Source organism: Methylosinus sp. is20ea, from assembly GCF_059718135.1.
Genome location: NZ_AP046088.1, coordinates 2,574,839 through 2,601,252 on the forward strand (window position 1 = coordinate 2,574,839; position 26,414 = coordinate 2,601,252).

The window sequence follows — 26,414 nt, forward strand, 5'->3', positions numbered from 1 at the left end:
ACGCAAAAAAATGTCGACTGTGTCGTCTGTGCGTCGCTGTGTCTCTGCGTTTCTGTGTCTTCGCGTCTCGGCGTCGCGGATCACAAATAGCGTTCGAGCTCGCGCGCCGCCTCGGCGGGCTTGCGTCCGACATTGAAGGAGCTGACGAAGCGGCCGTTCTTGTCCATGAGATAGACGACGGTCGTATGGTCGACCGCATAGTCTTCGCCGCTGTCCGCCGCCTTTTTGGCGTAGATGCGATATTCCTTCAGCATAGGATCGAGCGCGGCCCGCTCGCCGGAGACGCCGATGATGCGCGGATCGAAATTGGAGAGATAGTCCTTGAGCACGGCGGGCGTGTCGCGCTCGGGATCGACGGTCACGAACATGGCGCCGGCGTTGGCCTTCGGCCCGAGCGAGCGCAAGATCTCGGAAATCTCGAACAGCGTCGTGTGGCAAATGTCCGGGCAATGCGTGTAGCCGAAGAAGACCAGGAAAGGCCGGCCGAGAAAATCCTTTTCGGTGACTGTCTGGCCGTTATGCGCGACGAGCTGGAACGGACCGCCGATGGCGGAGGCGGGCGGCGGCGGCGGCTTCAGGCTGGTGAAGACCACCAATGCGGCGAAGGCCGCGAGGAAGACCCCGCCGATCGCGAAGAGAGGCAGCTTGGGAACATTGCCGCCCTTGGCGCGACCCTTTGGCGAACTCTTGGCGTAACTCTTGGACATGCGTTTTCTTCCCGAAGATGTGGCGTCGTTTCTCGATCATCGCCGCGGCCGAGCAGGTCGCGACGGCGTCGCGATCATCGGCGGCCTCGGAGCGGAAGCCTGCCCTTCTGTGTGGCGGCGACCGGGCGTGCGATTGCGTTCGACGCTCCTCTCTAGTCTTCGGAACTTAGCCTGCGGAACGGCGTTCGCCAAGCGTCGCTGCAAAAGCGTCGCCGTGGAAGGGAGTGGGGCGCCTGGGCGCCGCGGCGCAGCACGCCGCGCGAAAACGCCTGCGTCGACGACAGACGGCTATATAATGCCGGCTCGTCGATTCTCCCAATGAGCGCAGGCACGAGAACATGACTGACGATCCGAACGCCAGCCCCGGAAAAATCCTCGTCGGCGCGAACACTGACGGGGTCTATAGCTACCTCACTCTTTCCGTGGGCAATCGCCACGGCCTCATCGCCGGCGCGACCGGCGGCGGCAAGACGGTGACGCTGCAGAAATTGGCCGAAGGCTTCTCCAATGCGGGTACCTCCGTGTTCCTCGCCGATGTGAAGGGAGACCTCGCCGGATTGTCGCAGCCGGGCGAGCCGCGCCAGGCTTTCGTCGATCGCGCGCTCGAGATCGGGCTCGCCTATGCGCCGGATCGCTTTCCGACCGTCTTCTGGGACCTGTTCGGCGAGCAGGGACATCCGGTGCGCGCCACCATTTCCGAAATGGGGCCGCTGCTGCTGGCGCGCCTGCTCGAGCTCAACGATGTTCAAGAGGGCGTTCTCAATGTGGCCTTCCGCGTCGCCGACGAGCAGGGCCTGTTGCTGCTGGACCTCAAGGACCTGCGCGCCGCGCTGACCTATGTCGCGGATAATGCCGGCCGATTGAAGACGAAATACGGCAATGTCGCGCCCGCGACCATCGGCGCCATCCAGCGTCAGCTCCTGGTGCTGGAAACCCAGGGGGCGGAGACATTCTTCGGCGAGCCGGCGCTCGACATCGCCGATTTTCTGCGCGTCGATCGCGACGGACGCGGCGTCATCAATATTCTCGCCGCCGATCGGCTGATGCGCTCGCCGCGCCTCTACGCCACTTTCCTGCTCTGGCTGCTGTCGGAACTGTTCGAGCAGCTGCCGGAGGTCGGCGATCTCGACAAGCCCAAGCTGGTCTTCTTCTTCGACGAGGCGCATCTGCTGTTCGACGACGCGCCCAAGGCGTTGCTGACGGCGATCGAGCAAGTGGTGCGGCTCATCCGCTCCAAGGGCGTCGGCGTCTATTTCGTCACGCAAAATCCGCTGGACGTGCCGGACAGCGTGCTCGGCCAGCTCGGCAATCGCGTCCAGCACGCGCTGCGCGCCTTCACTCCGCGCGATCAGAAAGCCGTGCGCGCGGCGGCCGAAACATTCCGGCAAAATCCTGCTTTCGACACGGCGGAGGCGATCACGCAGCTCTCCGTCGGCGAGGCGCTCGTGTCGATGCTCGACGCCAAGGGCGCGCCGCAAATCGTCGATCGCGTGCTGATCGCGCCGCCCTCCGCGCGCGTCGGGCCGATCACCCCCGAGGAGCGCGCCGCCGTGCTCGCCGAGAGTCCGTTGCGCGGCAAATATGACACGCCCATCGATCGCGAATCGGCGTTCGAAGTGTTGCAGAAGCGCGCCGAAGGCCATTTGAGCGCGGCGGGCGCCGGCCCCGCGCGCGCCGACGAGCCGACGCAGGCGAGCGCCGGCGGCGGCATTCTCGGCAAGATCGGCGGCGTCGTCGGCGGCCTGTTCAAGCGGGAGAATCCGAAGCGCATGTCGACGGGCGAACTCGCCATGCGTTCGGCGGTGCAATCGGCGGCGCGCTCCATCGGCACGCAGATCGCGAAGGAAGTGCTGCGCGGCGTGCTCGGCGGAATATCGCGCTGACGGCGCGAGCGGCCGCTCACCGAACTATGTTCCCGCTGCATCGTCCGGCGACGAGGCGGGGACGCCGAACGGCAGGAAATGCTTGGCGTTGCGGGTGACGATGTGAAGATCATTCGCCGTCGCGACGCCCGCGATGATCGCATCCGCCATTCCGGGATGATGCCGAGAGGAGATCGCAGCCGCCTCCAACCGTCCCGCGATCGCTGCCGAGCGGGCGTCCACGCCGATGATTTTGTCGTCATAGGTCGCGACGAGACCCGCGAGCCAGAGTTTCAGCCCTGTCGCCTTGGCCGTCGCGCCCTTGCGCTCGAGCAGCACGATCCCCTTCTCGATCTCGTGAATGGTGACGACAGACAGATACAGCCTTCCGTCTTGGTCCATCCGCTCCAGCCAAGCGAGAAAGCGAGAGGAGGCTTCGGCGCGCGACGGCGCGAGCATCGATACGACATTGGTGTCGAGCAGAAATCCGTTCAAAGCTCGACATCCCGCGACGGCGCGCCGTTGCGCTCGAAATCGCCGCCGGGAAAAGTCCGCAGATAGTCGACGAGGCCAGGGCGCTTGCGCTCCATCGCCTTGCGGGCGATCTCGGCCGCCTCGATCGAGACGAGCGCAGCCACGGGCTTTCCGTGACGCGTGATCGTCACGAACTCCCCGTCAATGGCGCGATCGACGAGACCGGAGAATCCCGCTTTTGCGTCTTTCAGATTGATGGTCGGCATGGGATGGCTCATCGAGTAGTCATATGTGACTACAATAAGCGTCCGGAGGCGGGGTTTCAAGACGCCGCAGACGGAGCTTATGACGACTCTCAGCCGCGCGGCTGGCGGCCGCGCACGGCGATCAGCCAATAGACCGTGCCCGTCAGAGCGCCCGCGAGGAAGAACAGCAGCGCGAAGCGCCCCTCGGCCGGGCTCGCCTCGGCGAGGCGTCCGGTCCCGCGCGCGGCGCGTAAAATCGTCGGCGCGGCGGCGGCGATGAGCGCCGTCGCGCCCGCATACCATGTATAGGCGCGAACGCCCGCGACCTCGCCGATCAGCGCCACGAGCGCCAGAGGCGCCGCGCAGCCGGCGATCCCCATCGCCCACAGCACGTAACCGAAGGCCGCAGCGACATCGTCCGGCTCCGCCCAGAACAGCGCCGCCATGGCCAGCGACGAGCCGGCCTCGCGCGTCGTCGCATCGGTCAAAGCGGCGATCGGCAAGAAGATCATGCCGGCGCCGGCTGCGAGCGCGAAGCCGAAGGATATGACGAGAAGGCGGCGAAACATTCTGAAATGGGCGACTCTAGGGTTCCAGCACCGAATCCCAATAGAGATAATCGAGCCAGCTCTCATGGAGATAATTGGGCGGGAACAGCCGCCCGTTGCGATGCAGATCGGAGACGCTCGGCTGAAACGGCGGCTGCGCCGGAACCATATGCGCCTCATGCGGCAGCCGGTCGGCCTTGCGCAGATTGCAGGCGGAACAGGCGGCCACGACATTCTCCCAAGTGGTGGCGCCGCCCTTGGAGCGCGGGATCACATGGTCGAAGGTGAGATCCTCCCGCTGGCCGCAATATTGGCAGGTGAAGCGGTCGCGGAGAAAAACATTGAAGCGGGTGAAGGCGGGATGGCGGGCGGGTTTGACATAGGCTTTGAGGGAAACGACGGAAGGAAGCCTTATTTCGAAACTCGGACTTTTGACCGTCTTGTCATATTCCGAGACGATGTTGACCCGGTCGAGGAACACCGCCTTGATAGCGTCCTGCCAGCCCCATAGAGACAGCGGATAGTAGCTCAGCGGCCGATAGTCGGCGTTGAGAACCAGCGCAGGACACGCCTGCGGCGAAACATTGGACTGGCGAAAGTGAACGGTCACCTCGGCCCTCTTTCCGCGAATCGGTCGGACGCCCTCCAGCCCCCCGAGCCACGGGCATAGTCTATAGGCAGGATGACGCCATTGTGAAGGCTTCTCTCCGCCTTGCGGCGCCGCAGCGCCCGCCACGCGGCCGTCGCCATGGTAAATTCTTTTTAAATCAATGGATTGTCTGGGCGCCTCGGATCCGGCCCGCGTCTCGCTCCGCCTCTTGCCGCGATTTCGCCGCTCTGCGGGCAGGCCGTTTGCAGCCAAAGCTGTGAAGGCCGGCCGAAACGGGCGATTTGTTCCATTACGGCACGGCGACAGTATCGGGTTGGAGACGAGGCCGTGTCGAGTATCGCCGATCTTCCCATTCCGTCGCTTCGCAAAGGCGACGCCCGCGCCAAAGTCGGAGCCGAGAGCGCGGCCGCGCTTCGTGGCGGCTGGTCCCATGCGATGCCGAGCCCGAATGCGGCGCTGATGCGCGCCTCCTTCTCGGTGATCGCGGCGCTGCTCGACGTCATCGTCATTCTCTGCACGGCGGTCGCCTGCGAGACTTTGTATCATCTCTTCGCTTACGGCTATGACGGCTCGACGCTGCCCAATCTGCGGCTGTGCATGTTCGTGGCGATCCTGTTCGTCGTCTCCAATGTCATGCGGCACGAATATGCGATCAAGAATTATCTGACGCTGGAAGGCCATGGCTGGCGCGGCGCGGTGCTGTGGAGCGTCGCCTTCGTCTGCGCCTTGACCTTCGGCTTTCTCGCCAAGGCGACGGATGAAACCTCGCGCGGCGCCTTCGTTCTCTTCTATGCGACTGGATTTCTCTCCGTCTATGCGGCGCGCGCGGTCCTCGTCGGCTTGGTTCGGCGCAGCGCCGAGCGCGGCGGCGCCTCGGCGCGCCGCGTGTTTCTCGTCGGCTTCGAGAGCGACATAGACGAGTTCATGCGCCGCTATCAGCCCTGGGAGAGCGGCATGAATATCGTCGCCGCCGTGGCCCTGCGCGACCGCGCCGACGCCATGCAGGACGATCTCGCTCTGGCGCAGGCCTCCGCCCGCATGCTGCTGCCGGACGATGTGTTCATCCTCGCGCCCTGGAGCCGCACCGACGTCATCGACGATTGCGTGACCGCTTTCCTGCGCGTCCCCGCTTCTCTCCATCTCGGGCCGGAGCGCGTGCTCGACCGTTTCGCCGACGCGCATATCAACAAGATCGGCTCGATCGCCAGCCTCAATCTGAGCGGCCGCCGGCACGACTCGCTCGAGATCATCGCCAAGCGCCTGTTCGACATCGTCTGCTCGGCGGCGGGCCTCGCCCTGCTGTCGCCGCTGCTGCTCGTCGTCGCGGCGGCGATCAAGCTCGACAGCAAAGGCCCGGCGCTGTTCTTCCAGCGTCGCCACGGCTTCAATCGCGAGCCTTTCCGCATCGCCAAATTCCGCTCCATGACGACGATGGAGGACGGCCGCGACATCACCCAGGCGACGGCTGGCGACAAGCGCGTGACGCGCGTCGGCCGCTTCATCCGCCGCTACAATATCGACGAGCTGCCGCAGCTCATCAATGTGCTGCGCGGCGAGATGTCGCTGGTCGGCCCGCGCCCGCATGCGCTGGCGCATGACCAGCTGTTCGAGCGCAAGATCGCCCTTTATGCGCGCCGCCATAATGTGAAGCCCGGCATCACCGGCTGGGCGCAGGTGAACGGTCTGCGCGGCGAGATCGACTCGCCGGAGAAGATCCGCCTGCGCGTCGAGCATGATCTCTATTACATCGACCATTGGTCGCTGCCGCTCGACGTGTGGATCATCTTCATGACGATCTTCTCGCGCAAGGCCTATCGCAACGCGCTGTGACGCGGCCGTCTCGGGGCGCATCGCTTCAATCGATGGCAGGGTCTCCGATGGCGGCGCCTACGAGAATGGCGAGAGAGACGACAGGAAACACCAATAGAAAGCCGAGAAGAAACGCCTCGGCGTTCGTGACTTTGACGACGCGAATCGCGCAAGCCGCGAACACCGAGTAGACGATTACAAAAAGAATTAGGGATTGTAGATAGTCCGATATGTGCGGCAGTCCGATGATGCGAAAAAGCCTCGCGACCGACACGCTCATTAAGGCCAGGATCGGGAAGGAAAACACCGTTCCGACAGAGAACCCAAGCAAGAGTCCGATGAAGAACCGCATCTAATATTCCCTTTTTTGAACGAGCTTCGGAGGCGCCGCGTCATCATCGCGGCGACGTCGCCGCGATCCATCCTCCTTGCGCCTCTATTCTCACCGCGCTGCGGCCGCCGCCGCGCTTCTCGACCCTTATCTGCACAGGGATACGCTGGCGCAGCGACTCGACATGGCTGATGACGCCGACCTTGCGGCCCTGGCCATGCAGCCGCTCCAGCGCATCCATGGCGACGTCGAGCGTTCCTTGATCCAGCGTGCCGAAGCCCTCGTCGATGAACAGAGTGTCGACGAAGGAGCCGCGCCCCTCGAGGCTGCAGAGGCCGAGCGCCAGCGCGAGCGACGCCAAAAAGCGCTCGCCGCCGGAGAGCGAGCGCGTCGAGCGGCGCTCGTCGCAAAGATCGCGATCGACGATCTGCAGACCGAGATCGGCCGTGTCGCTGGCCGAGCGCTCCAGCCGATAGCGCGTCGTCAGCGTCGACAGATTGCGATTGGCGAGAGCGACGAGATGCTCCAGCGTCACGCTCTGCGCGAAGCGGCGGAATTTGTCGCCGCTCGCCGAGCCGATGGCGGCGTCGACTTCCGCCCAGCTCTTATGCGTCGCCTCGGCGGCGGCGATCTCGCCGGCGAGCGTCGCGGCCCGCCCATGCGCGAGATCATCGGCGGCGAGCTTTTCGTCGATTTCGCCGAGCCGTCGCGCCAGCGTTTCCAATCGCGTCTCGGCGTCCGCGCGGCGCGCGTCCAATAGAGCGACGTCCTCCTCCGGCCGCCCCACTGCGAGCGCATCGGCGAGATCGCGCGCGCGCGCTTCCGTTTCGGCGCGTGCGGCGGCGAGCGCGGCGTCGGCCGCCTCCAGCCGTGCGCGCAATTCGGCGCGCTCGCGCGGCGAGACGGCGAGCAGAGCGAGCGCCGCGGCTTCGTCGATCTGCGCGGTGACGAGCGCCGCGGAAAATTCCTGCGTCGCCGCGTCGTTTCGCACGCGGGCTTCTACGAGCGCTTCGCCGGCATGGGCGAAATCGCGTTCGGCTCCGGCGCGGCGCGCCTCGGTTTCGGCGCCGCTCCGCGCCGCGGAGTCGAGCTCCTGCTGTGCGAGGAGACGCGCCTCGTTGCAGCGCGTGCGATGGATCGCCGTCGGCTCGCCGCCCAATAATTCGGCGCGCCGCGCGCGCAGCGCCACGAGAGCGCCGGCGCGATCCTCCGTCTGTCCCTTCGCTATCGTCGCCGCCTCGGCGCGAGCGCGGGCTTCGACGCGCAGCGCGATGAGCGTTTGCGTCATCTCCTCGAGATCGCGCGTCATGCGCGCGGCGTTCTCGCGCGCATCGAGAAACTCCTCTCCGCGCTTTTTCAGCCGGAGCGTCGCGCTCGCGGAGTCTCGATCGAGATCGGCGCCGGAGAGATCGCAGAGCGGCAGAAAAAGCGCGAGCGCGCGATCTGCGGCGTTCAGGCTCTCTGTCGCGGCGGCGCGGGCCTCGCCGAGGCGCGCAGCCTCTTCGCGCGCCGCGGCGATGCGCGCGGTCCGATCGTCGCGCCTTTGCCGGCGCTCCTCTATCGCGGCTGCGAGCCGGTCGAATTTCTGGCGCAGCGCGTCGCGATCGGCGCGCAACGCCCGCGCGCGCGCGAGCCGATCGTCGAGCGCGTGGCTCTCGCGCTCGATCGCTTCGGCGACCGAGGCGAGAGTGGCCATATCGTCGATCGCGGCGGGCGCGGCCGGCGCTTCATCGGGCCAAAGTCCGCGCGCTTCATCATAAGCGCGCGCGGCCTCGTCGCCTTCGGCGAGCGCTTCATCGAGTCGACGCGTGGCGTCGGCGGCGCGGTCCTGCGCTGCGGCGAGGCGTCCGTCGGCGGCGGCGATCGCGCGCTCGGCTTCCGCCATCTCATGGCGCAGAGCGTCGCGCCGCGCGCGTAGCTCGGCGATCAGCGCATTCGCCGCCGCGCTCGAATGCGCATGCGGATGCTCGCTGGCGCCGCAGACGGGGCAGGGCGCGCCTTCGACGAGGCTCGCGCGCAGCGCCAGCGCCTGCTTGGAGACGGCGGCGTCGGCGATCTCGCCGAGCCGTTCCGCCTCGCCGCGTTTCGCCTCGCAAATCTCGCGCGCGGCGCTGGCTTCGCCGAGCGCCCGCGCTTCGTTTTCTCGAGTGGCGCTCGCCGTCTCGAGATCGAGCGCCGCGCGGCGCGACATGTCTCGCGCCTTCGCATGGCGCCGCATCTGCGTCTCGATCTGCGTGGCGAGGCGCGACAGCGCGTCGAGCGCGCGGCGGCGGCTGCTCGCTTCCTCTTCCTTCAGCTGCGCGAGCGCATCGCCGCGCGCTTCGATCTGCTCCGCGAGCTTGGCGCGTCGGGATTTCGCCTCGCCGTCATCGGCGTCGAGCGTCGCGAGCTCGCGCGTCGCGGCGTCGATTTCGGCGCCGAGCTCGTTCATGCGCGAGGCGTCGCGGGCGAGCGACTTCGTCGATCCGCTGCGGCGCTCGAGCCATTCGGCGATCTCGCTCCAGCGCGTCGACAGAGGCTCTGCGGCGGCGACACGCTCCAGCGCGGCGCGCGCGGTCTCGGCCTGCATCGCGGCGGCGCCGACACGCTCGATCGAAGAGGCTTCTTCCGCCGCCTTTTGCTGCGCGATCTGCGCGGCGTCGCATGCGATTTTCTCGGCTTTCGTCGCCTCCTGCTCGGCCGCGAGGACTTCGGCGTCGAGCCGCTCGGCCTGCGACCACAAGGGTCCGAATATTTTGAATTCGGCCTCCGCCGCATCCAGACGCGCGCGCTTTTGCGCCTCTTGCGCACGCGCTTCCTCGAGCGCGGCGCGCGCTTTCGCTATCGTCTCGCGCGCGGCGTTTTCATTCGCCGTCGCGCGGACGAGATTTTGCGTCGCCGCTTCGCGCGCGGCGAGGGGCGCGCGCAGCGGCTCGGCGAGGTCGAGCGTTCTCGATCGTTCGCGCGTCTCGGCGAGCGTCTCTTGCGCCGCCAGAGCCGTGTCGTGACGCGTCGCGGCCTCGGCGAGACGCGTCTCCATTTGCGCAATGGCCGCATGGCGCTGCAGCAGCGCGGCGGCTTCGTCGCGCTCGCGCGCGGCCTCGGCGCGGCCGGTCGCGGAAGCTTCGCGTTCGCTCTCCAGCGCCGTGCGCGTCTCGGCCGGCAGCAGGCCAATCTCCTCGCGGCGGCGGCGTAGACGATCCAGCGCCTCCAGCGCGGCCTTGGTGCGCAGATAGACGCGCTTGGAAATCTCCGCATAGACGGAGGCGCCGGTGATCTTCTCGAGCAGATCGGCGCGCTCTTTCGAATCCGCGCGCAGAAAAGCGTCGAAATCGCCTTGCGCCAGCAGCACGGTGCGGCGGAACTGCTCGAAGGTGAGATCGGTGAGCTCGACGACTTTGGCGCGCACCGGCTCGACGCCCGAGGCGACCGCCGCAACGACGGCGCCTTCCGCGTCGAGGCGATGCAGCGCGCGGTTGCGCTGCTGCAGATTGCCGGTCGCTCGCCCGCGAGCGCGCGCGATGTCGCAGCGGGCGCGATAGCGCTCGCCGTCGCGGCCGAGGAAGTCCACCTCGGCGAAGCCGCGCCCCGCGCCGCGGCGCAGAATGGAGCGCGGATCGGCGGCGCTCACCGTCTGGCCGCTCGGGTCCGGGACGCTCTCATTGACGCCCTGCGCGGCGACGCGCGGAAAAGCGTCGTAGAGCGCGAGGCAGAGCGCGTCGAGAATGGTGGATTTGCCGGCGCCCGTCTCGCCCGTGATGGCGAAGAGGCCGGCGCCGCGCAGCGGCTCCTTCTCGAAATCGATCTCGAAGCGCTCGGCGAGGCTCGCGAGATTTTCGCCGCGGATCGCGAGAATGCGCACTATTCCTCCGTCGCGGCGGAGTGGAACAGCGTCAGATGCTCCGCCGTCGGCTCGGCTTTATGGGTGAGCGCGAAGGCCTCGCGAAACAATTCCACCGGCTGCCGCTCGGAGAGGCGCAGCGCGGCGGGCGCCGGCGCCTCCGTCTCGGCGCGCTGCGGGCGCTCCACGGTGAGCGAGGCGAGACGGATCGGAAATTTCTCCGCGATCGCGTCGATCTCGGCGTCGAGTCCGACGATCGGCCCATCGGCGGCGATGGTGAGATGAACGAAAGGTTTTTCATCCGGCGGCGTCGCGGGATCGAGGGCGAGCGCTGCGAAAGCGGCCTCGACGCTCTCCCGCGCGAGTCCGCCGCGCGACGGAATGCGCAGGCAGGGAGTCGGCCGGGGGAGGGGAACGTGCTCGATCGTCGTCTGCGCGCCGTCGATGGCGACGATGGTCACGCCGTGACGATAGTCGATCTCCGTCTTGGAGAGCGGAAACAGCGAGCCGGAATAGCGGATGCTCTCACGGCCGATCGCTTGCGGCCGATGCAAATGGCCGAGCGCGACATAGGCGACATCCGGCGGAAACACGTCCGGCGGAACCGCATGCTCGCCGCCGACGAGAATGCGGCGCTCGGCGCCTTCCGATTCGAGGCCGCCGGCGACATGCAAATGGCCGGTGACGATGAGCGGAGCCGCGCCGATGCGCGCCCGCGCCGCGCCGATGAGCTCGCCATAGAGCGCACGCACGGAGCGCACGACCGGCGAGCCCGCGCTCTCGCCTTCGAGAACCGGCAGATCGGCGGCGCGCGGATAGGGCACTGCGAGGAGATACGCCTCGATCGCGCCGGCGGGCCCGCGCAGCGGCACGAGATGGACGTCGGCGTCGATCTCGCCATTCTTGCGCGCGATCGTGCCGACGCCGGCGACATTGACGAGATCGAACAGAGCGCGCGGCGCTTCTATGCGGCCGGCGGGATCGTGATTGCCGGCGAGGAGGACGATCGTCGCCGCGGGCAGGGCGGCGCGCAGCTCCTTGAGCGTGTCATAGAGGAGCTTCTGCGCCTCGGCGGACGGGTTGAGGCTGTCGAATATGTCGCCGGCGACGATCACCGCGTCGACGCGGCGCTCGGCGGCGATGGCGACCAGCGCGCGCAGAACCTTGCGATGCTCCGCCTCGCGCGGCCAACCCTGGAGCTGCGCGCCGAGATGCCAATCGGCCGTATGGAGGAGGGTGAGCAGCTGCCTATCCTTCGAGTCTCGGTGGTTTGCTCTACCACGAAGACCGGAGGGACACGAAGCAAGTCAGCGCTGCGGCGGCTTTGGCCACAGGCTGGCGCCGGAAGGGCCGACGCCGGTCTCGAGCAGCAGGACCTCGCCGTCCTTCGCCCAGCCGAAATGGACGGTTTCCGCCGGCACGACGATCGAATCGCCGGGCCCGAGCGCGCGCAACGATTTCTCGTCGAGCTCGCCGCCGACGCCGGCGTAGAAGCGGCCGGAGATCACCGTGACGACGCGCGCGTCGGGATGGGTGTGCGGCAGCGATCTCGCGCCGGCCGCATATTTCACCGACAGCGCATAGAGCGCGCCGGGCTGCGTCGCCGTGCCGCTCACCGGCGCGGCGAAGACGCCCGAAAACAGCGGCACGGGCGCATATTTCAACTCGCTCTGCAGCACGGCCGGCGGCGGACCGTCGGCCAGCGCCGCGCCGGCCCACAGGGCCAGCGGCGCGAAGAGGAGAGATCGCGCCAACATGCGTCCCCCGCTCAGTGGAACAGCACGAAAGTCTTCTGCAGCGTGATCGACACGCCCCAGGCGAGCGGTATGCCGACGGCGGCCCAGGCGGCGAGGAGCACGATGCGCGAGTCGCCATTCTGCAAGGCGGCGGCGCGGCGCGCCTCGGCCGCCGCGGCTTCCGCGGCCTGCCCGTCCTCGACATAATCCTCGAAATCGGCGTGCGGCTCTTTTTCCTCCTGCACGATGGCCGCGACGGTGGTCTTTTTCTCGGCGGCGACGTCTTCGTCGGTCATGAACAGCTTCTCGGCGACCGGCCGCACGGCGAGATCGCAAATGAGCCCGACCACGAGCAGGCCGGCGAGAATATACATGGTCTGATTATAGACCGCGTCGCGCGCCACGCCGTGGTCGATCTGATAGTCGCGAATGTAATTGACCAGCACCGGACCGAGCACGCCCGCCGTCGACCAGGCGGTGAGCAGACGGCCGTGAATCGCGCCCACATAATGCGTGCCGAAAATATCCGCGAGATAGGCCGGAATGGTCGCGAAGCCGCCGCCATACATGGACAGGATCACGCAGAAGAACAGCACGAAGAGCACGATATTGCCATCATGCGCGGCCCAGGGCGCGGCGGAATAGAGGAAGAAGCCGAGGATGAAGAAGATGGCGTAGGTCGTCTTGCGGCCGAGCACGTCGGACCAGGTGGCCCAGAACAGACGCCCGCCGATGTTGCAGAGGCTGAGCAGGCCGGTGAAGCCGGCGGCGATGGCGGCGATCTTCGCCTTTTGCACGGCGTCGAGGCTGGAAAAGCCGGTGTCGAGGCCGATGAGCTTGCCGCCGAACACTTCCTGCAGCATGGGAGAAGCCATGCCGAGCACGCCGATGCCGGCGCTGACATTGAGCGTCAACACCGCCCACAGCAGCCAGAATTGCGGAGTCTTCCAGGCGACGTTCAAATGGACATGGCGATTGGTCACCATTTTATTGGCGGCCGTCGCCGAGGGCGCCCAGCCCTCCGGCTTCCAGCCGTCGTGCGGCACGCGATAGCCGAGCGAGCCGCCCACCATGAAGACGAAATAGATCGCCGCCATGGTGACGAAGGTCTGCCACACGCCGACGGAGCCGGGCGTCGCATAATAGGCCATCAGCTTGTCGGCGAGCGGCGCGCCGATCATCGCCCCGCCGCCGAAGCCCATGATCGCCATGCCCGTCGCCATGCCGCGCCGGTCCGGAAACCATTTGATGAGCGTCGAGACCGGCGAGATATAGCCGAGGCCGAGCCCTATGCCGCCGATGACGCCGGAGCCGAGCCACAGCATCCAGATCTGATGCAGATAGACGCCGGCCGCCGAGATCAGCAGGCCGCCGCACCAGCACACCGCCGCCGCGAGGCCGGCCTTGCGCGGTCCCGCGGTCTCCAGCCAATGGCCGAATATGGCGGCCGAGGAGCCGAGAAAGACGAAGAACAGCGTGAACGTCCAGCCGAGCATGCTGATCTTCCAATCGCAGCTCGTCGCGACGATGCTGGCGAAAAAGCTCATATCCGCCGGGCAGGCCTTGGGCTCGGCGCCGCCGACGGCGCGCGACAGCGGCAGCCAGAACACGCTGAAGCCGTAAGCCATGCCGATGCACAAATGCACGGCGAGAGCAGCCGGCGGCACCAGCCAGCGATTGAAGCCATGCGCTGCGATGGAGCGCTCCCGGCTCAGAAAATGCCGGGATGGCAAGGCGGCTACCGACATGAAATCCTCCGAAATCCAGCGCGCCCTGCGGGCGGCGTCGTGAGCGAACCGAAGCGCCGCCCCCGAGCGGCGCTCGCCATTCCTCGACAATGCCGACGGCGACGACTTTTTCAACTCTCTCTATCGGAAAATCGCCACAGCGACGACCATCGATCAATATCTATTTCCCGTCGCTTTATTCGATTCTTCTATTAGCGCCTATCCGACGGAATGGACAAAGGCTTCTCCAATCTGACCAAAATTCGCACGAAACGCCAATGATTTTGCGCTTGCGGGTGGGCGTCGCCGTCCATATCCTGTATGACGATATATAACTGCCGTATATAGCCACGCGCGGCGCGCGCTCCGAGCGGCGGCGCGCATCTCGAGAGCATCGCCATGCGGTTCGGCGTCTTCTGCACTTACGAAAATCCACAGCAGGATTACGCGCTCTGCTTCGAGACGCAGACGCGCCTCGTGCGTCATGCGGAGGCGCTCGGCTTCGAGGAGGCCTGGATCGCCGAGCATCATTTCGAGCCGGACGCCGTCTGCCCCTCCATTCTCGCGCTGCTGTCCTATCTCGCCGGCGTGACGACGACGATAAGGCTCGGCTCGGCCGCGGTTCTGCTCGCCTTTCGCAATCCGATCCAGGTGGCGGAGGATGTCGCGACGATCGATCTTCTGTCCAAGGGGCGGTTCGAGTTCGGCGTGGCGCGCGGCGGCCCATTCGAATTGCAGAACCGGCATTTCGGCGCCGGCAAAGATCAGGCGCGGGAGATGACCCTGGAGGCGCTCGGCCTCGTCAACCGCCTGCTCTATGAAGACAAGGTGACGTTCACCGGCGCGCATTACGAGGCCAATGGCCTGAGCATCACGCCGCGCCCGTTGCAAAAGCCGATCCCGACCTATCTCGCCACGACGACTCCGGGGGCGATTCGCTATGCCGCGCGCAATGGCTTCGGCGTGATGGCGGGCCCGCCTTTCCCGATCGAGCAGATTACAGAGACGCTGCGCATCTATCGCGAGGCGGCCGGGCCGGAGGGCGATCCGCGCTTCACACTGGCGCGCTTTTATTTCGCGGCGCCGCGACGCGAGCAGGCGCTGGCCGAGGCGGTTCCCTTCTTCGCCCGCTTCGCCGAGCGCATGCGCGGCAATTTCGCCCGCCAGGACGGGGCGGCGCCGCCTTCGCTGACCGAGGAGGGGCTGCTGCAGCGCTCGCTGATCGGCGATTTCGACGAGGTGGCCGAGAAGATCGCCGCCTATCGCGAGGAGACGGGCGCGCGGTCGATCTTGCTGAAGCCGATCTCGCGGGATGCGGAGAAGAATTTGCGCTCGCTCGAGGATTTCGCGCGGCATGTGCGGCCGATGCTGGGGGTGGAGGCGGCGGCGGCGCAGTGAGGGGGATTTGAGTTTGGTGTGGACTTGACCCTATTTCGAGAGGCGTCGCGCGAACTCGCGTTCTCCGAGACGTATGATAGGGGACGCTGGACATCTCGTGAATGTCGCGCTTTAGCTGGCGCCCGATCATGGTTCGGCTGTCGTATTTCTATCTTTTGTGATCTATTTAAACGCGGTAGGGTGCTTTATGGCTCAAAAACCGCACGATGAGATCGTTTCGGCCTTTACGGAGGAGCAGGCGTCCCGTCTTACCGGGATCACCGTGAACCAACTCCGTTATTGGGATAAGACGCGACTGTTTTCCCCGCAGTTTGCGGCCGCCGATCGGCGTGCGCCATTTAGTCGCGTCTATTCGTTTCAGGATATCGCTGCCTTACGAGTGCTGAATGTGCTCACAAAGCAGTATTCCGTGTCTGTGCAGCATCTTCGCGAAGTGGCAAAAAAGCTGTGCGCGATGGACAATGGCGCTTGGGCTCGAACAACTCTGTATGTTCTCAAGCGGAAAGTGAATTTTGTGGACCCTGCCGACGGGAAGCAAAAAGAGATCGTGAGCGGGCAATATGCGATTGGAATACCGCTCGAAAAAGTCGTTTCTGACACCAAGCGCGACGTGCAGCAAATGTCGGAGCGCTCTTCTTCGATGATCGGGATGGTGGAGACGCATCGCCACGTCGTTAGTAATTCTCCGGTAATCGCTGGAACACGAGTCCCTGTGAAAGCGATCAAGAGCTTTGCCGACGCTGGATACACCGTCGAGCAGATCCGATCTGAATATCCGACGCTTATGAGAGAAGACATAGAAGCTGCAATTTCCTACAAGTCGAAAATCAAGGCCGCGTGATAGAGAAGAATTGCCTACGTTTGTTCCTCGACGAATGCGTGCCGGACGGCGTCGGGCGCGTCTTTTCTGATGCGGGGCACCATGTGATCTTTCTTCGAGAAGCGGGCGCGCGAGGCTCGCCAGACCCACTTGTTTGCACATTAGCGGAGGCAAACGCCGCCATCCTCGTGAGCCTCGACGGCGATATGAAGCAACTCGCGAAAGAAAACGGGATCAGCAAAAAGCGATTTATAAATCTGAGCCTTATCAAATTTTCCTGTGAAACCGTGAAGGCTGCGCAGCGCGCCGTTGACGCGATGTCGGTGATCGAGCACGAATGGCAACGAAGCCGAGGCCACGAAGGAAGGCGCGTTTTCATCGAGATTTATCCGGGAACGATCTCGATCAAGCGGTGAATTTGCCTTGGCGCTTGGCCGATACGGGGACTCGCGACACCACCCTTGCGGAACGCACCGAGAACGCCTATCCTCCTGTTCATGATTTGTTTATGAAGGCGCGCCATCATGCGCGCGCCAGATGGAAGCGCGCCGCAGGCCGGGCGGCGCCGGGGGTTCTCCTATGCTGACCAAGAAACAGAGCGATTTGCTGCGCTTCATCCATGAGCGCCTGAAGGAGACCGGCGTGCCGCCCTCCTTCGACGAGATGAAGGACGCGCTCGATCTGCGGTCCAAATCCGGCATTCACAGGCTCATTCTCGCGCTCGAGGAGCGCGGCTTCATTCGTCGTCTGCCCAATCGCGCCCGCGCGCTCGAGGTGCTGCGCCTGCCCGAATCGGCGACCCCCCGCGTCGCCGCGCGCGGCGGCAAATTCTCGCCCTCCGTCATAGAGGGCGCGCTCGGCCGCATGCGGTCGGTCCCGGCCGGGGAGCCGGAGTCCGATCAGCAGGTGGCGATCCCGGTCATGGGCCGCATCGCCGCCGGCACGCCCATCTCCGCGCTGCAGAGCCGCAGCCACACCATCAATCTGCCGCCGGACATGCTCGGCGGCGGCGAGCATTTCGCGCTCGAGGTGCGCGGCGATTCGATGATCGAGGCCGGCATTCTCGACGGCGACGTCGTCGTGGTGAAGAAGCAGGACACCGCCGACACGGGCGATATCGTCGTCGCCCTCATCGACGAGGAGGAGGCGACGCTGAAGCGCCTGCGCAAGCGCGGCGCTTCAATAGCGCTCGAGGCCGCCAATCCGGCCTATGAGACGCGCATTTTCGGGCCGGATCGCGTACGCATCCAGGGCCGGCTGGTCAGCCTTCTGCGCAAATACTGAGGTCGGGCTCGCCGCCACGATCTCGCCGCCCTTTGCGGCCATGTTCCCGGCCTCGCGCGCTTCTCGCGCGCGGGCCTTTTCGCGCGGCGGACAAGCGAATAAGGCGTGTCTCGAGCGTATCGCGCCTCGCGTAGGGGCGCGCGCTGCGTCGCCCGCGGCTCTTGCGGCCGCCCCGCCTCTTTCTGCATGGACGCCCGCCTCTTTCTGCATGGACGATGGAATGTCGCACTCGACCGGCCCAATGCGCGAACTCGAAGGATCGAAGCCCATGGCCGTCGGCCGCCGTCTGCATTTCGCGCGCCCCTCGCGCCGCTGGCTGCTGGCGCTCGGCGCCGTCGCGGCGGTGGCGCTCGGAGCCGCGCTCGCGCCCTGGACCTTCTCCACCAGCGCGCTGCTCGAGGAGATTTCCGGCCAGCTCAACGCCTCTTCCGGGCTCTATATCGCCGCCAAGGGGCGCTCGACCTTCTCGCTGCTGCCGCGCCCGCACATCACCATCGACAGCATCGCCTTCGCCGATCCGACCGCCGCGCTCACCATCGAGGCCGAGCGGCTGCACGGCAATGTGCTGCTCCTGCCATTGCTCGCCGGCCGGCTCGAGATCGCCGACGTCGAGCTGATTCGCCCCTCGATCGAGGTCGATCTCGACCGCAAGCCGATGACCACCGCCGGCGCCGCGGTGCGCGCTGCGGCGGCGCGGCCTTCGACGCCCGCGGCCGAAAAAGCGGACCGCGCGCGGCTCGGCGGCGTCTCCATCGTCTCCGGCGTCGCGCGGCTCAAATATGCCGGCGGCGAGGAGACGCTCCAGGACATAGACGCGACGCTCGACTGGCGCACCGTCGGCTCGCCGGCGACGCTCGACGCGGCCTTCTCCTGGGGCGGCGAGCGTCCGCGCGCCATGCTGTGGGTGCTCAAGCCCGGCGCGCTGTTGCGCGGCGAGCAGACGCCGGTCACTGTGAGGCTCGATTCCGACAGCTTGCGGCTGGAGGCGGAGGGTTTCGGCCAGCTCGGGGCCAAGCCGCGCTACATGGGGCGTCTGAGCGGCTCCTCGCCGTCGCTGCGCCATGCGCTCGGCCTCGCCAAGGTGAGCGCGCCGCTGCCGGGTCCTTTCGAGAATGTGCAGCTCTCCGCCAAGGCCAGCGTCGGGCTGCGCGATTTCCAGCTCACCGATCTGAAGCTCTCGGCCGACGACAATGAGTTCGAGGGCTCCTTCGCGCTGCGCCACGAGGGCGACAAGCCGATCGTCCATGCGACTCTCGCCAGCAATTTCGTGTCGCTGAAGCCGATGATCGCCGATCTGCCGGCGCTCTCCGGCGCGGACGGCCAATGGAGCCGCGACGCTTTCCTACTGCCGGACATTCAGGAGGCTGACGTCGATCTGCGCCTCTCGGCGACGCGCGCCCGCATATTGCGGCTGAACCTGGAAGACGCCGCGCTGTCGCTGCTGCTGCGCGGCGGCCGCCTCGAGCTCGCGCTCGCCGAAGCGCAGGCCTATAAGGGCACGGTGAAAGGCCGCGCCACTTTCGCCGCCAATGCGGCGGGCGCCCTCGAATTCCACGGCAATGGGCAATTGACCGGCGTCGACGCCGGCGCGCTGGCCTGGGACCTCGCGGCGCGGCCCGATCTCGGCGGCGCGCTGGACGCGACCTTCACGCTCGACGCGACAGGCGACAATGTCGCGCAGATCATGCGCGATCTCGACGGCCGCGCCAGCCTCTCCCTGTCGGAGGGCGAGGTCGGCGGCATAGATCTCGAGCGCGCGCTGCGCCGCATCGACAAGCGGCCATTGTCGAGCGCGATGGACATTCGCTCCGGCCATTCATTGGTGGACCGCGCCAGCGCGACCATCAAGATCGTGAAGGGAACGGCGAACATAGAGGATGGCCAGGCGCATGGGCCGGGCTTCTCGCTGGCCTTCGCCGGCCAGACGCGCATTCCCGAGCGCAGCCTCGCGATGAAGGCGCAGGCCAATGAGGCGGACGCCGCCGGCAAGCCGCGCGAGAAGGGCGTGCAGATCGGCTTCGATCTCTCCGGCGCCTGGGACGATCCTGTTTTCGCGCCGGACGCCGCCGCGCTGATCAAGCGCAGCGGGGCCGCGGCGCCGCTGCTGCCGCGCGTCGAGCCGGAAGGCGGCGCGGCGAAGGAGAAGTGAAGCGCGCTGCGGGCGCGCCGCCCGCGCATTTCTGCTATAAGCGCGACATCCTTCGTCCATTTTCGGGGGGAAGCGCGTGAGTGATGAATTTTTTCGGGTCGTCTGCTCGACGGCGAGCGCATTCTCTGGTCGGGGCGGCCGGCTCATGGCCTCTCGCTGCGCGGCCGCGACGTTTTTCTCATCCCGTTCAGCCTGTTCTGGTGCGGCTTCGCGGTGTTCTGGACGATTTCCGTTGGTCAAGCCAATGCGCCTTGGTTCTTCCAGGCGATTGGCGGTCTATTCGTTTGCTTTGGCCTCTATTTCGTCGTGGGGCGCTTCCTATTCGACGCTTGGCTGCGGAGCGATCTGCGCTATGCGATCACAAATCTGCGCATATTGATCGCGCGACCGGAGCCTTTCGGCCGATTCACGGCGCTTTCGCTCGATCGGCTTCCAGAGGTCGATTTGAGCGAGCGCGTCGATGGGAGCGGCTCGATCCGCTTCGGAGCGCCGGCTCCTTTGTGGGGAAATCGAGGCTGGCCGGATATGACGCCCGCGCTCGATCCGACGCCGCAATTTCTGTTGATCGACGACGCGCGGCGCGTGTTCGATCTCATTCAAGAGAAGGCGAGGAAGAACGCGCCGGCATGATCGGCGCGCGCTTCACCCCGCCCCGCCGCCCTTGGCGCGCCCGCGCGTCAGCAGCGCCGAGGCGCCGAGCGCCGCGGCCACGAAGCCGAGCAGCAGCGTCGATATGGCGTTGACTTCCGGCGACACGCCGAGCCGCACCTGCGAATAGATGCGCATCGGCAATGTCGTCGCGCCGGGCCCGGTGGTGAAGCTCGCGATGACGAGATCGTCGAGCGAAATGATGAAGGCGAGCAGATAGGCGCTGACGACGCTCGGCGCGATCAGCGGCAGAGTGACGAGCGCAAAAGCGCGAAAGGGCGTCGCGCCTAGGTCCATCGCCGCTTCCTCGAGCGTGCGGTCGCAGCCTTTCAGAGCGGCGTGGATCATCACCGTCGCGAAGCACATCGTAAACGCCGAATGCGCCAGCACCAGAGTGAGAAAGCCGCGTTCGACGCCGAGCGCGACAAAGACGAGCAGAAGCCCGAGGCCGAGCACCACTTCCGGCATCACCAGCGGCGCATAGATCGAGCCCGCGAATAAGGTGCGCGTGCGGAAGCCGCCGAAACGCGCCAGCGCCAGCGCCGCCAGCAATCCGTTGATTGTCGCGATGAGCGCGGAGAGCGACGCCGCGGCGAGGCTGATCTCGGCCGCGCGCAGCATCTGCTCGTCGTGAAGCAGCGCCGCATACCATTTGGTCGAGAAACCGCCCCAGACTGTCACGAGACGCGAGGCGTTGAAGCTCATCGTCGCCAGTATGACGATCGGCCCATAGAGAAAGCCGAAGCCGAGGGTCAGCGCCGCGAGGCGGAGAAGGCGCGCGGCGCTCATCGGCGGCCCTCGCGCAATTGCGCGCGCTCATAGAGCAGAATGGGGACGAGCAGCAGGGCGAGCAGCGTCACCGCCGCCGCCGAGGCGGCGGGCCAGTCGCGATTGGCGAAGAAATCATTCCATAAAGTGCGGCCGATCATCAGAGTGTCGGAGCCGCCGAGCAGATCGGGAATGACGAATTCGCCGACCGCCGGAATGAAGACGAGCAATGCGCCGGCGATGATCCCCGGCTGCGACAAAGGCAGGGTGACGCGCAGAAACACCTGCGGCGGCGAGGCGCCGAGATCGGCCGCGGCCTCGCGCAGAGCGGGGTCTTGCCCCTCGATCGCCGCATAGAGCGGCAGCAGCATGAAGGGCAGATAGGAATAGACGATGCCGACGACGACCGCGCCACTCGTCGCGAACATCGGCAGCGGCGCGTCGATGAGGCCGAGCGCCATCAGCGCGTGATTGATGATCCCCTCATCCTTCAGCAGCGTGATCCAGGCGTAGACGCGGATGAGAAAGCTCGTCCAGAAGGGCGCGACAGCAAAGCCGATGAGAATGGGCCGCAATCGCCGCGGCGCGCGCGCGATGGCGAGCGCGAAAGGATAGGCGACGAAAAGACAGAGAAGCGTCGCGACGCCGGCGATGGTCAGCGAGGAGAGATAGGAATCGAGATAGAGATTATCCTCGACGAGGCCGCGATAGGCGTCGAAGCCGAGCTGCGAGAGCTTTTCGAAAAGGCCCGCGACGCCGCTCGAGAGATCGAGGACCGGCTCATAGGGCGGGCGCGTCTGCGCCGGATGAGACAGCGAGATTTTGACGATGAGCGCGAAAGGCGCGAGGAAGAAGAGCGCGATCCAGGCGTAGGGCGCCGCGATGACGAGCCGCTCGCCGCGCGTGAGCCTGCGTCTCTTGTCGCTCTCCGGCATTATTCGCTCGCAAAGAAGCGCGCGGCCGAGGGCGCAAGGGAAATGCGCGCTGCGTCGCCGATGGAGAAGGGCGGGCCGCCAATCGCGCCGCGCGAGACGCGCAATGTCTCGCCGCCGGGTAGGCGCAGGCGAAAATGCGTCGTCTCGCCGCGAAAGGCGACATCCTCCACCACGCCATCGACGCCTGCGCCGTCCACTCCTGCGCCGCCCTCGCTCGCGGGCGCGATGGCGACGCGCTCGGGACGCACGGCGAGCACGGCTTTCGCGCCATCGACGAGGCCGCTGTCGCGCGCCGGCAGACGGCCGAGGGGGCCGGTGAATTCGCCGCTCTCCATGCGGCCCTCGAGGAAATTCATCTGCCCGATGAAGGAGGCGACGAAGCGCGTCGCCGGCCGCTCATAGACCTCCGTCGGCGAGCCGATCTGCTCTATGCGCCCGGCGCGCATCACGGCGATGCGATCGGCCATCACCAGCGCCTCGTCCTGATCATGGGTGACGACGACGAAGCTCGTCTTCAGCCGGCGTTGGATTTCCTTGATCTGGAACTGCGTCTCCTCGCGCAATTGCCGGTCGAGCGCGCCCAAGGGCTCGTCGAGCAGCAGCAGCCGCGGGCCGGGCGCGAGCGCGCGGGCGAGCGCGACGCGCTGGCGCTGGCCGCCGGAGAGCTGATCCGGTCGTCGCGTCTCGACGCCCTCGAGCCGCACGATCTGCAACAGCTCGGCGACGCGCGCGGCGATCGCCGCCTTGCCCTTGCGCTGCCGGCGCAGGCCGAAGGCGATATTCTCGAACACGCTGAGATGCGGGAACAGCGCGTAGGACTGAAACATCAGATTGACGGGACGCCGATGCGGCGGCGCGCCGCTCATATCGGCGCCCTCGATCTCCACGCGGCCGGCGTCCGCCGTCTCGAAGCCGGCGACGAGGCGCATCAGCGTGGTCTTGCCGCAGCCGGAGGGGCCGAGCAGCGCGAAGAACTCGCCGGCGCCCACCTCGAGCGACACATCCTCGAGCGCCGTGACCGCGCCGAAGCGCTTGGACGCGCCTTTGATCGAGAGTAGCGGCGCGTCGGTCATTTCGCTCTCGTTCTGCGATCGAAGGAGCGAGCCTCAGAGGCTCGGAGCCATCGCCCGTCAGCTGTCGCGGCGGAAGGCCGCGCGCCAATGGCGGACCATGACGTCGCTGGCGGAAATATCCTCGACCATCTCGGGACGCAAGCCGCCGGCGGCGAGCGCCGCGATCCGGCTCGGCGGCAGCGGCCAAGGGGGCCCGGCGACCTCCTGCCCCTCGTCGCGGGCGCGGGCGATGACGAGCAGCAGCCCGCCCGGCGCGACCAGCGCGGCGAGCGCCTGCGCCGCCTCGTCGAGCAGCGAATCGGGCAGCGCCTGCAGCGTGTAGCATTCATGCACGAGATCGAAGCCGCCGCGCCACTCCGGCGGCGGGGCGAAGAGATCGGCGGCGCGATAATCGACCGCGCTCTGCGGGAAGCGGCGCTTCGCCCAGGCGACGGCCTCCTCGATGAGATCGAAGGCGGTGACGCGGGCGCCGGCGGCGGCGAGCGCCTCGGCGTTGTCGCCGAGCCCGCAGCCGATATCGAGCGCGCGCAATCCTTCGAGCGAGCGTCCCGCGAGCCACTCCGCGAGCAGCGGATGCGGCGCGAGATGGGCCCAGGGCACGCCGGCGGCGTCGCCCTCGGCGAGGCGATAGACCGCCTCGAACCAGTCCTTGCGCTGCGGATCGGCCTCGACGCCGTCCGGCCTCTTATGCGGGTCGATTTCGTCGAGACGCGCTCTCGCGGCGGCGCGACGTGCGAAAAACTCCTCGGTCACGCCTGCTTCTCCCATTTCCCGTCCTCGCTCTGGCGCCAGTAGGAGAGCGTGTGCCCCTCCGTCTTCAACCGCCGCCATTGCTCGCGCGCGGCCGCCACCGCCGCTGCATCATTGCCGTCGAACATCAGTATGGCGCGCTGCGTCGGCGCGCTCCGCGCATCGGCGAGCACGGGCGAGAGCTCCGCATTTTCCACGAAAAAGCGCACATCGGCGCGATTGGGATTGTCGGGCCCGAGCGTGAGGAAGATCGGCTGGCTCTCCGGATCGTCGTCCTTGATCGAGCCGTGCGGCAGAAAGCTGTCCCCCGAATAGGACCAGAGCAGATCGTCGAGCGCCTCGAGCCGCGGCGCGCTCGTCGCCTGCACCACGACGGACCAGTCGCGCGCCAGCGAGAGCTCGAGCAGCTTGGGCAGGGCGCTTTCCAGCGGAAGCCGCTGGAGGTGATAGAACCAGACGTCCGTCATGGCGTGAGCTTCCATGCTGCGTGAGCGGTGATAGGCGTCACGCCGGCGCGCATCGGATCGTCCGCGCTCTCACCTCCCACTCGAGGGGCTATTGGATTCACACATCGCGAAACGCTGCGGCCGTCATGGCCGGGCTTGTCCCGGCCATCCACGCCAAGAGGCTGAGAAACCGAAGGAAAGCGCTCGCTATCGACGGATTCATCCCACGGCGGGCGCCCCACCGGAGCTTCGGTGTCACGCCAAACTTTCGAGACGCCTCGGCGTCCTGGCGTGGATGGCCGGGACAAGCCCGGCCATGACGTCGCGGGGGCGAGGAGGATGTGTGCATTCGATAGCCCTCGAGGGGGGAGGTCGAGCGCCGTAGGCGCTCGGGTGGCGGTGACGTCCCGAGTCTCGGGGACACCCCACCCCGTCCGGCTGCGCCGGCCGACCCTCCCCCTCGAGGCACGGCTGTCCGGGGAAAATTTCGGCGCAACGCAAGCGAGTCTTTGATGCCTTGTTCTCAACCAAAGATGGGCTCCCAACCCTCGCTTGTCGGCGGTCGTGGCCGGGTAGCACGGACGAAACAGGACTGATGAGCGCTTCGAAGGCAGAATATGCAATCTGCGCGAGTCCTCTAACACCATGCTTACAACCGAAAAACTTTCCCCGGACAGCCGTGCCCTCGAGGGGAGGGTGGAGCGGCTTCTTCGGGCGGCCGTCATTCCAGATCGCATCTGATCGGCACATGATCGGAGGGCTTAGCCCCGGCGCGCAGCTCCTTGTCGATCGTCACGCTCCGCAGCCGGTCGGCGGCCTGCGGCGAGAGCAGCAGATGATCGATGCGCAATCCATTGTTCTTCTGCCAGGCGCCCGCCTGATAATCCCAGAATGTGTAGAGCCCGGTCGCGTCGGTCGAAGCGCGTAGCGCCTCCGTATAGCCGAGATTGAGCAGCTCCTGGAATTTGGCGCGCGTCTGCGGCAGGAACAGCGCATCGCCGGCCCAGCCGACGGGGTCATAGACGTCGCCGGGCGCCGGAATGACATTATAGTCGCCGGCGAGCACGACGGGCTCCTCCAGCGCCAGAAGGCTCTCCGCATGGGCGATGAGGCAGTCCATGAAGGCGAGCTTATAGGGGTATTTCTCTGTCTCCGGCGGATTGCCGTTGGGCAGGTAGATGCTGGCGACGCGCACAGCGCCGCGATCGGTCGAGACCACGGCCTCTATGTAGCGGGCCTGCGGATCATGCTCGAATTTCGGCAGGCCGCGCACCACCTCGATCGGCGTCTTGGACAGGATGGCGACGCCGTTGAACGTCTTCTGCCCATGCGTCTCGACATTATAGCCGAGGTCCTCGATCTCGGCGCGCGGGAAGGCCTTGTCCTCGCATTTGATCTCTTGCAGGCACAGCACGTCCGGCGCGACCTCGCGCAGATAGGCGGTGAGCGGCTCCAGCCGTTGGCGGACGGAATTGACGTTCCAAGTGGCGATGCGCAAGGCGAGGGTCTCCGGTCATGGACCGATCCTCGTCATAGCGCGGGCGCCGCCGGAATGAAACGTTCCTCGCCGAAGGCGCGGCGCGTCATCGCATTGCCGACACAAGCCCTCACTATAGGCCCCACCTGCGCGCCCGCGCGCCCGGAGCCCCCGAATGTTCGTGAAAACTCGCGTCACCACCGTCGTCTTCGACATCGGCAATGTGCTCGTCGATTGGAATCCGCGCTATCTTTATCGCAAGCTGTTCGACGACGCCGAGGCCATGGAGCGCTTTCTCGGCGAAATCTGCACCTTCGACTGGAATCTCGAATTGGATCGCGGTCGGCCCTTCGCCGAGGCGGTCGCCGAGCGCGTCGCGCTCTATCCCGATTTCGCCGATCTCATCCGCGCCTATGACGCGCGCTGGAGCGAGATGATCGCCGGACCCATCGCCGGCACGGTCGCTCTGCTGGAGCGGCTCGCCGAGCGCGCGACGCCGCTCTATGCGCTCACCAATTTCTCGGATGAGAAATATGCGGAGACTTATGAGCGCTTCGGCTTTTTCCGGCGCTTTTCCGGCGTTGTCGTCTCCGGCCGGGTGAAGCTGCTGAAGCCCGATCCGGCGATCTATCGCCTATTGCTCGAGAGCTATGGGCTCGATCCGGCGGCCTGTCTGTTCATCGACGATTCGCCGGCCAATGTCGAAGGCGCCCGCAAGGTCGGGCTGCATGCGACGCGATTCGAGAGCCCGGAGCAGGTCGAGCGCGCGCTCACGGAGATGGCGTTGCTGTGAGGGG

The 26,414-nt window shown here is 66.4% G+C and carries 25 protein-coding genes; 9 read left to right on the forward strand and 16 right to left on the reverse strand.

Going from position 1 to position 26,414, the window contains the following annotated elements:
* Positions 1 to 80 precede the first annotated feature (80 nt).
* The gene (locus tag AC6IY7_RS11915; RefSeq protein ID WP_497779311.1) at positions 81 to 707 is read right to left on the reverse strand and encodes an SCO family protein; all 627 of its coding nucleotides are present in this window, start codon (positions 705 to 707) and stop codon (positions 81 to 83) included.
* Positions 708 to 1,045: 338 nt separating this feature from the next.
* Between AC6IY7_RS11915 and AC6IY7_RS11920 the strand changes: the two genes are divergently transcribed.
* Positions 1,046 to 2,590 (forward strand): helicase HerA-like domain-containing protein, encoded by a 1,545-nt coding sequence (locus AC6IY7_RS11920; RefSeq protein ID WP_497779312.1) that lies wholly within the window; start codon positions 1,046 to 1,048, stop codon positions 2,588 to 2,590.
* Between the two features lie 24 nt (positions 2,591 to 2,614).
* On the opposite strand, the gene AC6IY7_RS11925 is transcribed toward AC6IY7_RS11920, so the two are convergent.
* From AC6IY7_RS11925 to AC6IY7_RS11940, 4 genes are all read right to left on the reverse strand, one after another.
* A complete protein-coding gene (locus AC6IY7_RS11925) occupies positions 2,615 to 3,064 on the reverse strand; it encodes a type II toxin-antitoxin system VapC family toxin (RefSeq protein WP_497779313.1) in 450 nt (149 codons plus the stop codon).
* The gene (locus AC6IY7_RS11930) at positions 3,061 to 3,309 is read right to left on the reverse strand and encodes a type II toxin-antitoxin system Phd/YefM family antitoxin (RefSeq protein ID WP_497779314.1); all 249 of its coding nucleotides are present in this window, start codon (positions 3,307 to 3,309) and stop codon (positions 3,061 to 3,063) included. Before AC6IY7_RS11930 ends, AC6IY7_RS11925 begins: the two co-directional genes overlap by 4 nt.
* Positions 3,310 to 3,398: 89 nt before the next feature.
* Positions 3,399 to 3,857: a hypothetical protein gene (locus AC6IY7_RS11935; protein ID WP_497779316.1), complete on the reverse strand. Its 459-nt coding sequence runs from the start codon at positions 3,855 to 3,857 to the stop codon at positions 3,399 to 3,401.
* Positions 3,858 to 3,873: 16 nt separating this feature from the next.
* Complete coding sequence (locus AC6IY7_RS11940; protein ID WP_497779317.1) at positions 3,874 to 4,446, reverse strand: HNH endonuclease; 573 nt, start codon at positions 4,444 to 4,446, stop codon at positions 3,874 to 3,876.
* Between the two features lie 327 nt (positions 4,447 to 4,773).
* On the opposite strand from AC6IY7_RS11940, the gene AC6IY7_RS11945 reads away from it, so the two are divergent.
* Positions 4,774 to 6,276, forward strand: coding sequence for an exopolysaccharide biosynthesis polyprenyl glycosylphosphotransferase (locus AC6IY7_RS11945; RefSeq protein ID WP_497779318.1), 1,503 nt, complete (start codon positions 4,774 to 4,776; stop codon positions 6,274 to 6,276).
* A gap of 25 nt (positions 6,277 to 6,301) precedes the next feature.
* Here AC6IY7_RS11945 and AC6IY7_RS11950 read toward each other — a convergent pair whose 3' ends face one another.
* The 5 genes from AC6IY7_RS11950 to AC6IY7_RS11970 all read right to left on the reverse strand — a co-directional run bounded on the left by AC6IY7_RS11950 (position 6,302) and on the right by AC6IY7_RS11970 (position 13,890).
* Positions 6,302 to 6,607, reverse strand: a complete 306-nt coding sequence (locus AC6IY7_RS11950) for a hypothetical protein (protein ID WP_497779320.1) — start codon at positions 6,605 to 6,607, stop codon at positions 6,302 to 6,304.
* A 43-nt stretch (positions 6,608 to 6,650) separates the two neighbouring features.
* Complete coding sequence (locus AC6IY7_RS11955; protein ID WP_497779321.1) at positions 6,651 to 10,427, reverse strand: AAA family ATPase; 3,777 nt, start codon at positions 10,425 to 10,427, stop codon at positions 6,651 to 6,653.
* Positions 10,427 to 11,650 carry a metallophosphoesterase family protein gene (locus AC6IY7_RS11960; protein WP_497782833.1) on the reverse strand — a complete coding sequence of 408 codons (1,224 nt, stop codon included), beginning with the start codon at positions 11,648 to 11,650 and terminating at the stop codon, positions 10,427 to 10,429. The genes AC6IY7_RS11955 and AC6IY7_RS11960 overlap by 1 nt, the downstream gene beginning before the upstream one ends.
* A 63-nt stretch (positions 11,651 to 11,713) precedes the next feature.
* Positions 11,714 to 12,163 (reverse strand): cupin domain-containing protein, encoded by a 450-nt coding sequence (locus AC6IY7_RS11965; RefSeq protein ID WP_497779322.1) that lies wholly within the window; start codon positions 12,161 to 12,163, stop codon positions 11,714 to 11,716.
* A gap of 11 nt (positions 12,164 to 12,174) precedes the next feature.
* A complete protein-coding gene (locus tag AC6IY7_RS11970; RefSeq protein WP_497779324.1) occupies positions 12,175 to 13,890 on the reverse strand; it encodes an OFA family MFS transporter in 1,716 nt (571 codons plus the stop codon).
* Positions 13,891 to 14,268: 378 nt separating this feature from the next.
* On the opposite strand from AC6IY7_RS11970, the gene AC6IY7_RS11975 reads away from it, so the two are divergent.
* The 6 genes from AC6IY7_RS11975 to AC6IY7_RS12000 all read left to right on the forward strand — a co-directional run bounded on the left by AC6IY7_RS11975 (position 14,269) and on the right by AC6IY7_RS12000 (position 20,150).
* Positions 14,269 to 15,267: an LLM class flavin-dependent oxidoreductase gene (locus tag AC6IY7_RS11975; protein ID WP_497779325.1), complete on the forward strand. Its 999-nt coding sequence runs from the start codon at positions 14,269 to 14,271 to the stop codon at positions 15,265 to 15,267.
* A 187-nt stretch (positions 15,268 to 15,454) separates the two neighbouring features.
* Complete coding sequence (locus AC6IY7_RS11980; RefSeq protein WP_497779327.1) at positions 15,455 to 16,108, forward strand: DUF433 domain-containing protein; 654 nt, start codon at positions 15,455 to 15,457, stop codon at positions 16,106 to 16,108.
* 20 nt (positions 16,109 to 16,128) lie between these two features.
* On the forward strand, positions 16,129 to 16,503 hold the full coding sequence (locus AC6IY7_RS11985) for a DUF5615 family PIN-like protein (RefSeq protein WP_497779328.1): 375 nt from the start codon (positions 16,129 to 16,131) through the stop codon (positions 16,501 to 16,503).
* Positions 16,504 to 16,666: 163 nt separating this feature from the next.
* A complete protein-coding gene (gene lexA, locus AC6IY7_RS11990) occupies positions 16,667 to 17,371 on the forward strand; it encodes a transcriptional repressor LexA (RefSeq protein ID WP_497779329.1) in 705 nt (234 codons plus the stop codon).
* A gap of 268 nt (positions 17,372 to 17,639) precedes the next feature.
* On the forward strand, positions 17,640 to 19,520 hold the full coding sequence (locus AC6IY7_RS11995) for an AsmA family protein (RefSeq protein ID WP_497779330.1): 1,881 nt from the start codon (positions 17,640 to 17,642) through the stop codon (positions 19,518 to 19,520).
* A 213-nt stretch (positions 19,521 to 19,733) separates the two neighbouring features.
* Entirely contained in the window at positions 19,734 to 20,150 is a 417-nt protein-coding gene (locus AC6IY7_RS12000) for a hypothetical protein (RefSeq protein WP_497779331.1), read from the forward strand.
* A 12-nt stretch (positions 20,151 to 20,162) separates the two neighbouring features.
* Here the strand turns inward: AC6IY7_RS12000 and AC6IY7_RS12005 are convergent, their stop codons facing one another.
* The 6 genes from AC6IY7_RS12005 to xth all read right to left on the reverse strand — a co-directional run bounded on the left by AC6IY7_RS12005 (position 20,163) and on the right by xth (position 25,638).
* Positions 20,163 to 20,957 (reverse strand): ABC transporter permease subunit, encoded by a 795-nt coding sequence (locus AC6IY7_RS12005; RefSeq protein ID WP_497779332.1) that lies wholly within the window; start codon positions 20,955 to 20,957, stop codon positions 20,163 to 20,165.
* Positions 20,954 to 21,871, reverse strand: coding sequence for an ABC transporter permease (locus AC6IY7_RS12010; protein WP_497779333.1), 918 nt, complete (start codon positions 21,869 to 21,871; stop codon positions 20,954 to 20,956). The genes AC6IY7_RS12005 and AC6IY7_RS12010 overlap by 4 nt, the downstream gene beginning before the upstream one ends.
* Positions 21,871 to 22,944, reverse strand: coding sequence for an ABC transporter ATP-binding protein (locus AC6IY7_RS12015; RefSeq protein WP_497779335.1), 1,074 nt, complete (start codon positions 22,942 to 22,944; stop codon positions 21,871 to 21,873). Before AC6IY7_RS12015 ends, AC6IY7_RS12010 begins: the two co-directional genes overlap by 1 nt.
* 57 nt (positions 22,945 to 23,001) lie before the next feature.
* On the reverse strand, positions 23,002 to 23,712 hold the full coding sequence (locus AC6IY7_RS12020; RefSeq protein WP_497779336.1) for a class I SAM-dependent methyltransferase: 711 nt from the start codon (positions 23,710 to 23,712) through the stop codon (positions 23,002 to 23,004).
* Entirely contained in the window at positions 23,694 to 24,161 is a 468-nt protein-coding gene (locus tag AC6IY7_RS12025) for a DNA polymerase III subunit chi (protein WP_497779337.1), read from the reverse strand. Before AC6IY7_RS12025 ends, AC6IY7_RS12020 begins: the two co-directional genes overlap by 19 nt.
* Before the next feature lie 700 nt (positions 24,162 to 24,861).
* Positions 24,862 to 25,638 carry an exodeoxyribonuclease III gene (gene xth / locus AC6IY7_RS12030; RefSeq protein WP_497779339.1) on the reverse strand — a complete coding sequence of 259 codons (777 nt, stop codon included), beginning with the start codon at positions 25,636 to 25,638 and terminating at the stop codon, positions 24,862 to 24,864.
* Between the two features lie 154 nt (positions 25,639 to 25,792).
* On the opposite strand from xth, the gene AC6IY7_RS12035 reads away from it, so the two are divergent.
* Entirely contained in the window at positions 25,793 to 26,410 is a 618-nt protein-coding gene (locus AC6IY7_RS12035) for an HAD family hydrolase (RefSeq protein ID WP_497779340.1), read from the forward strand.
* Positions 26,411 to 26,414 lie beyond the last annotated feature (4 nt).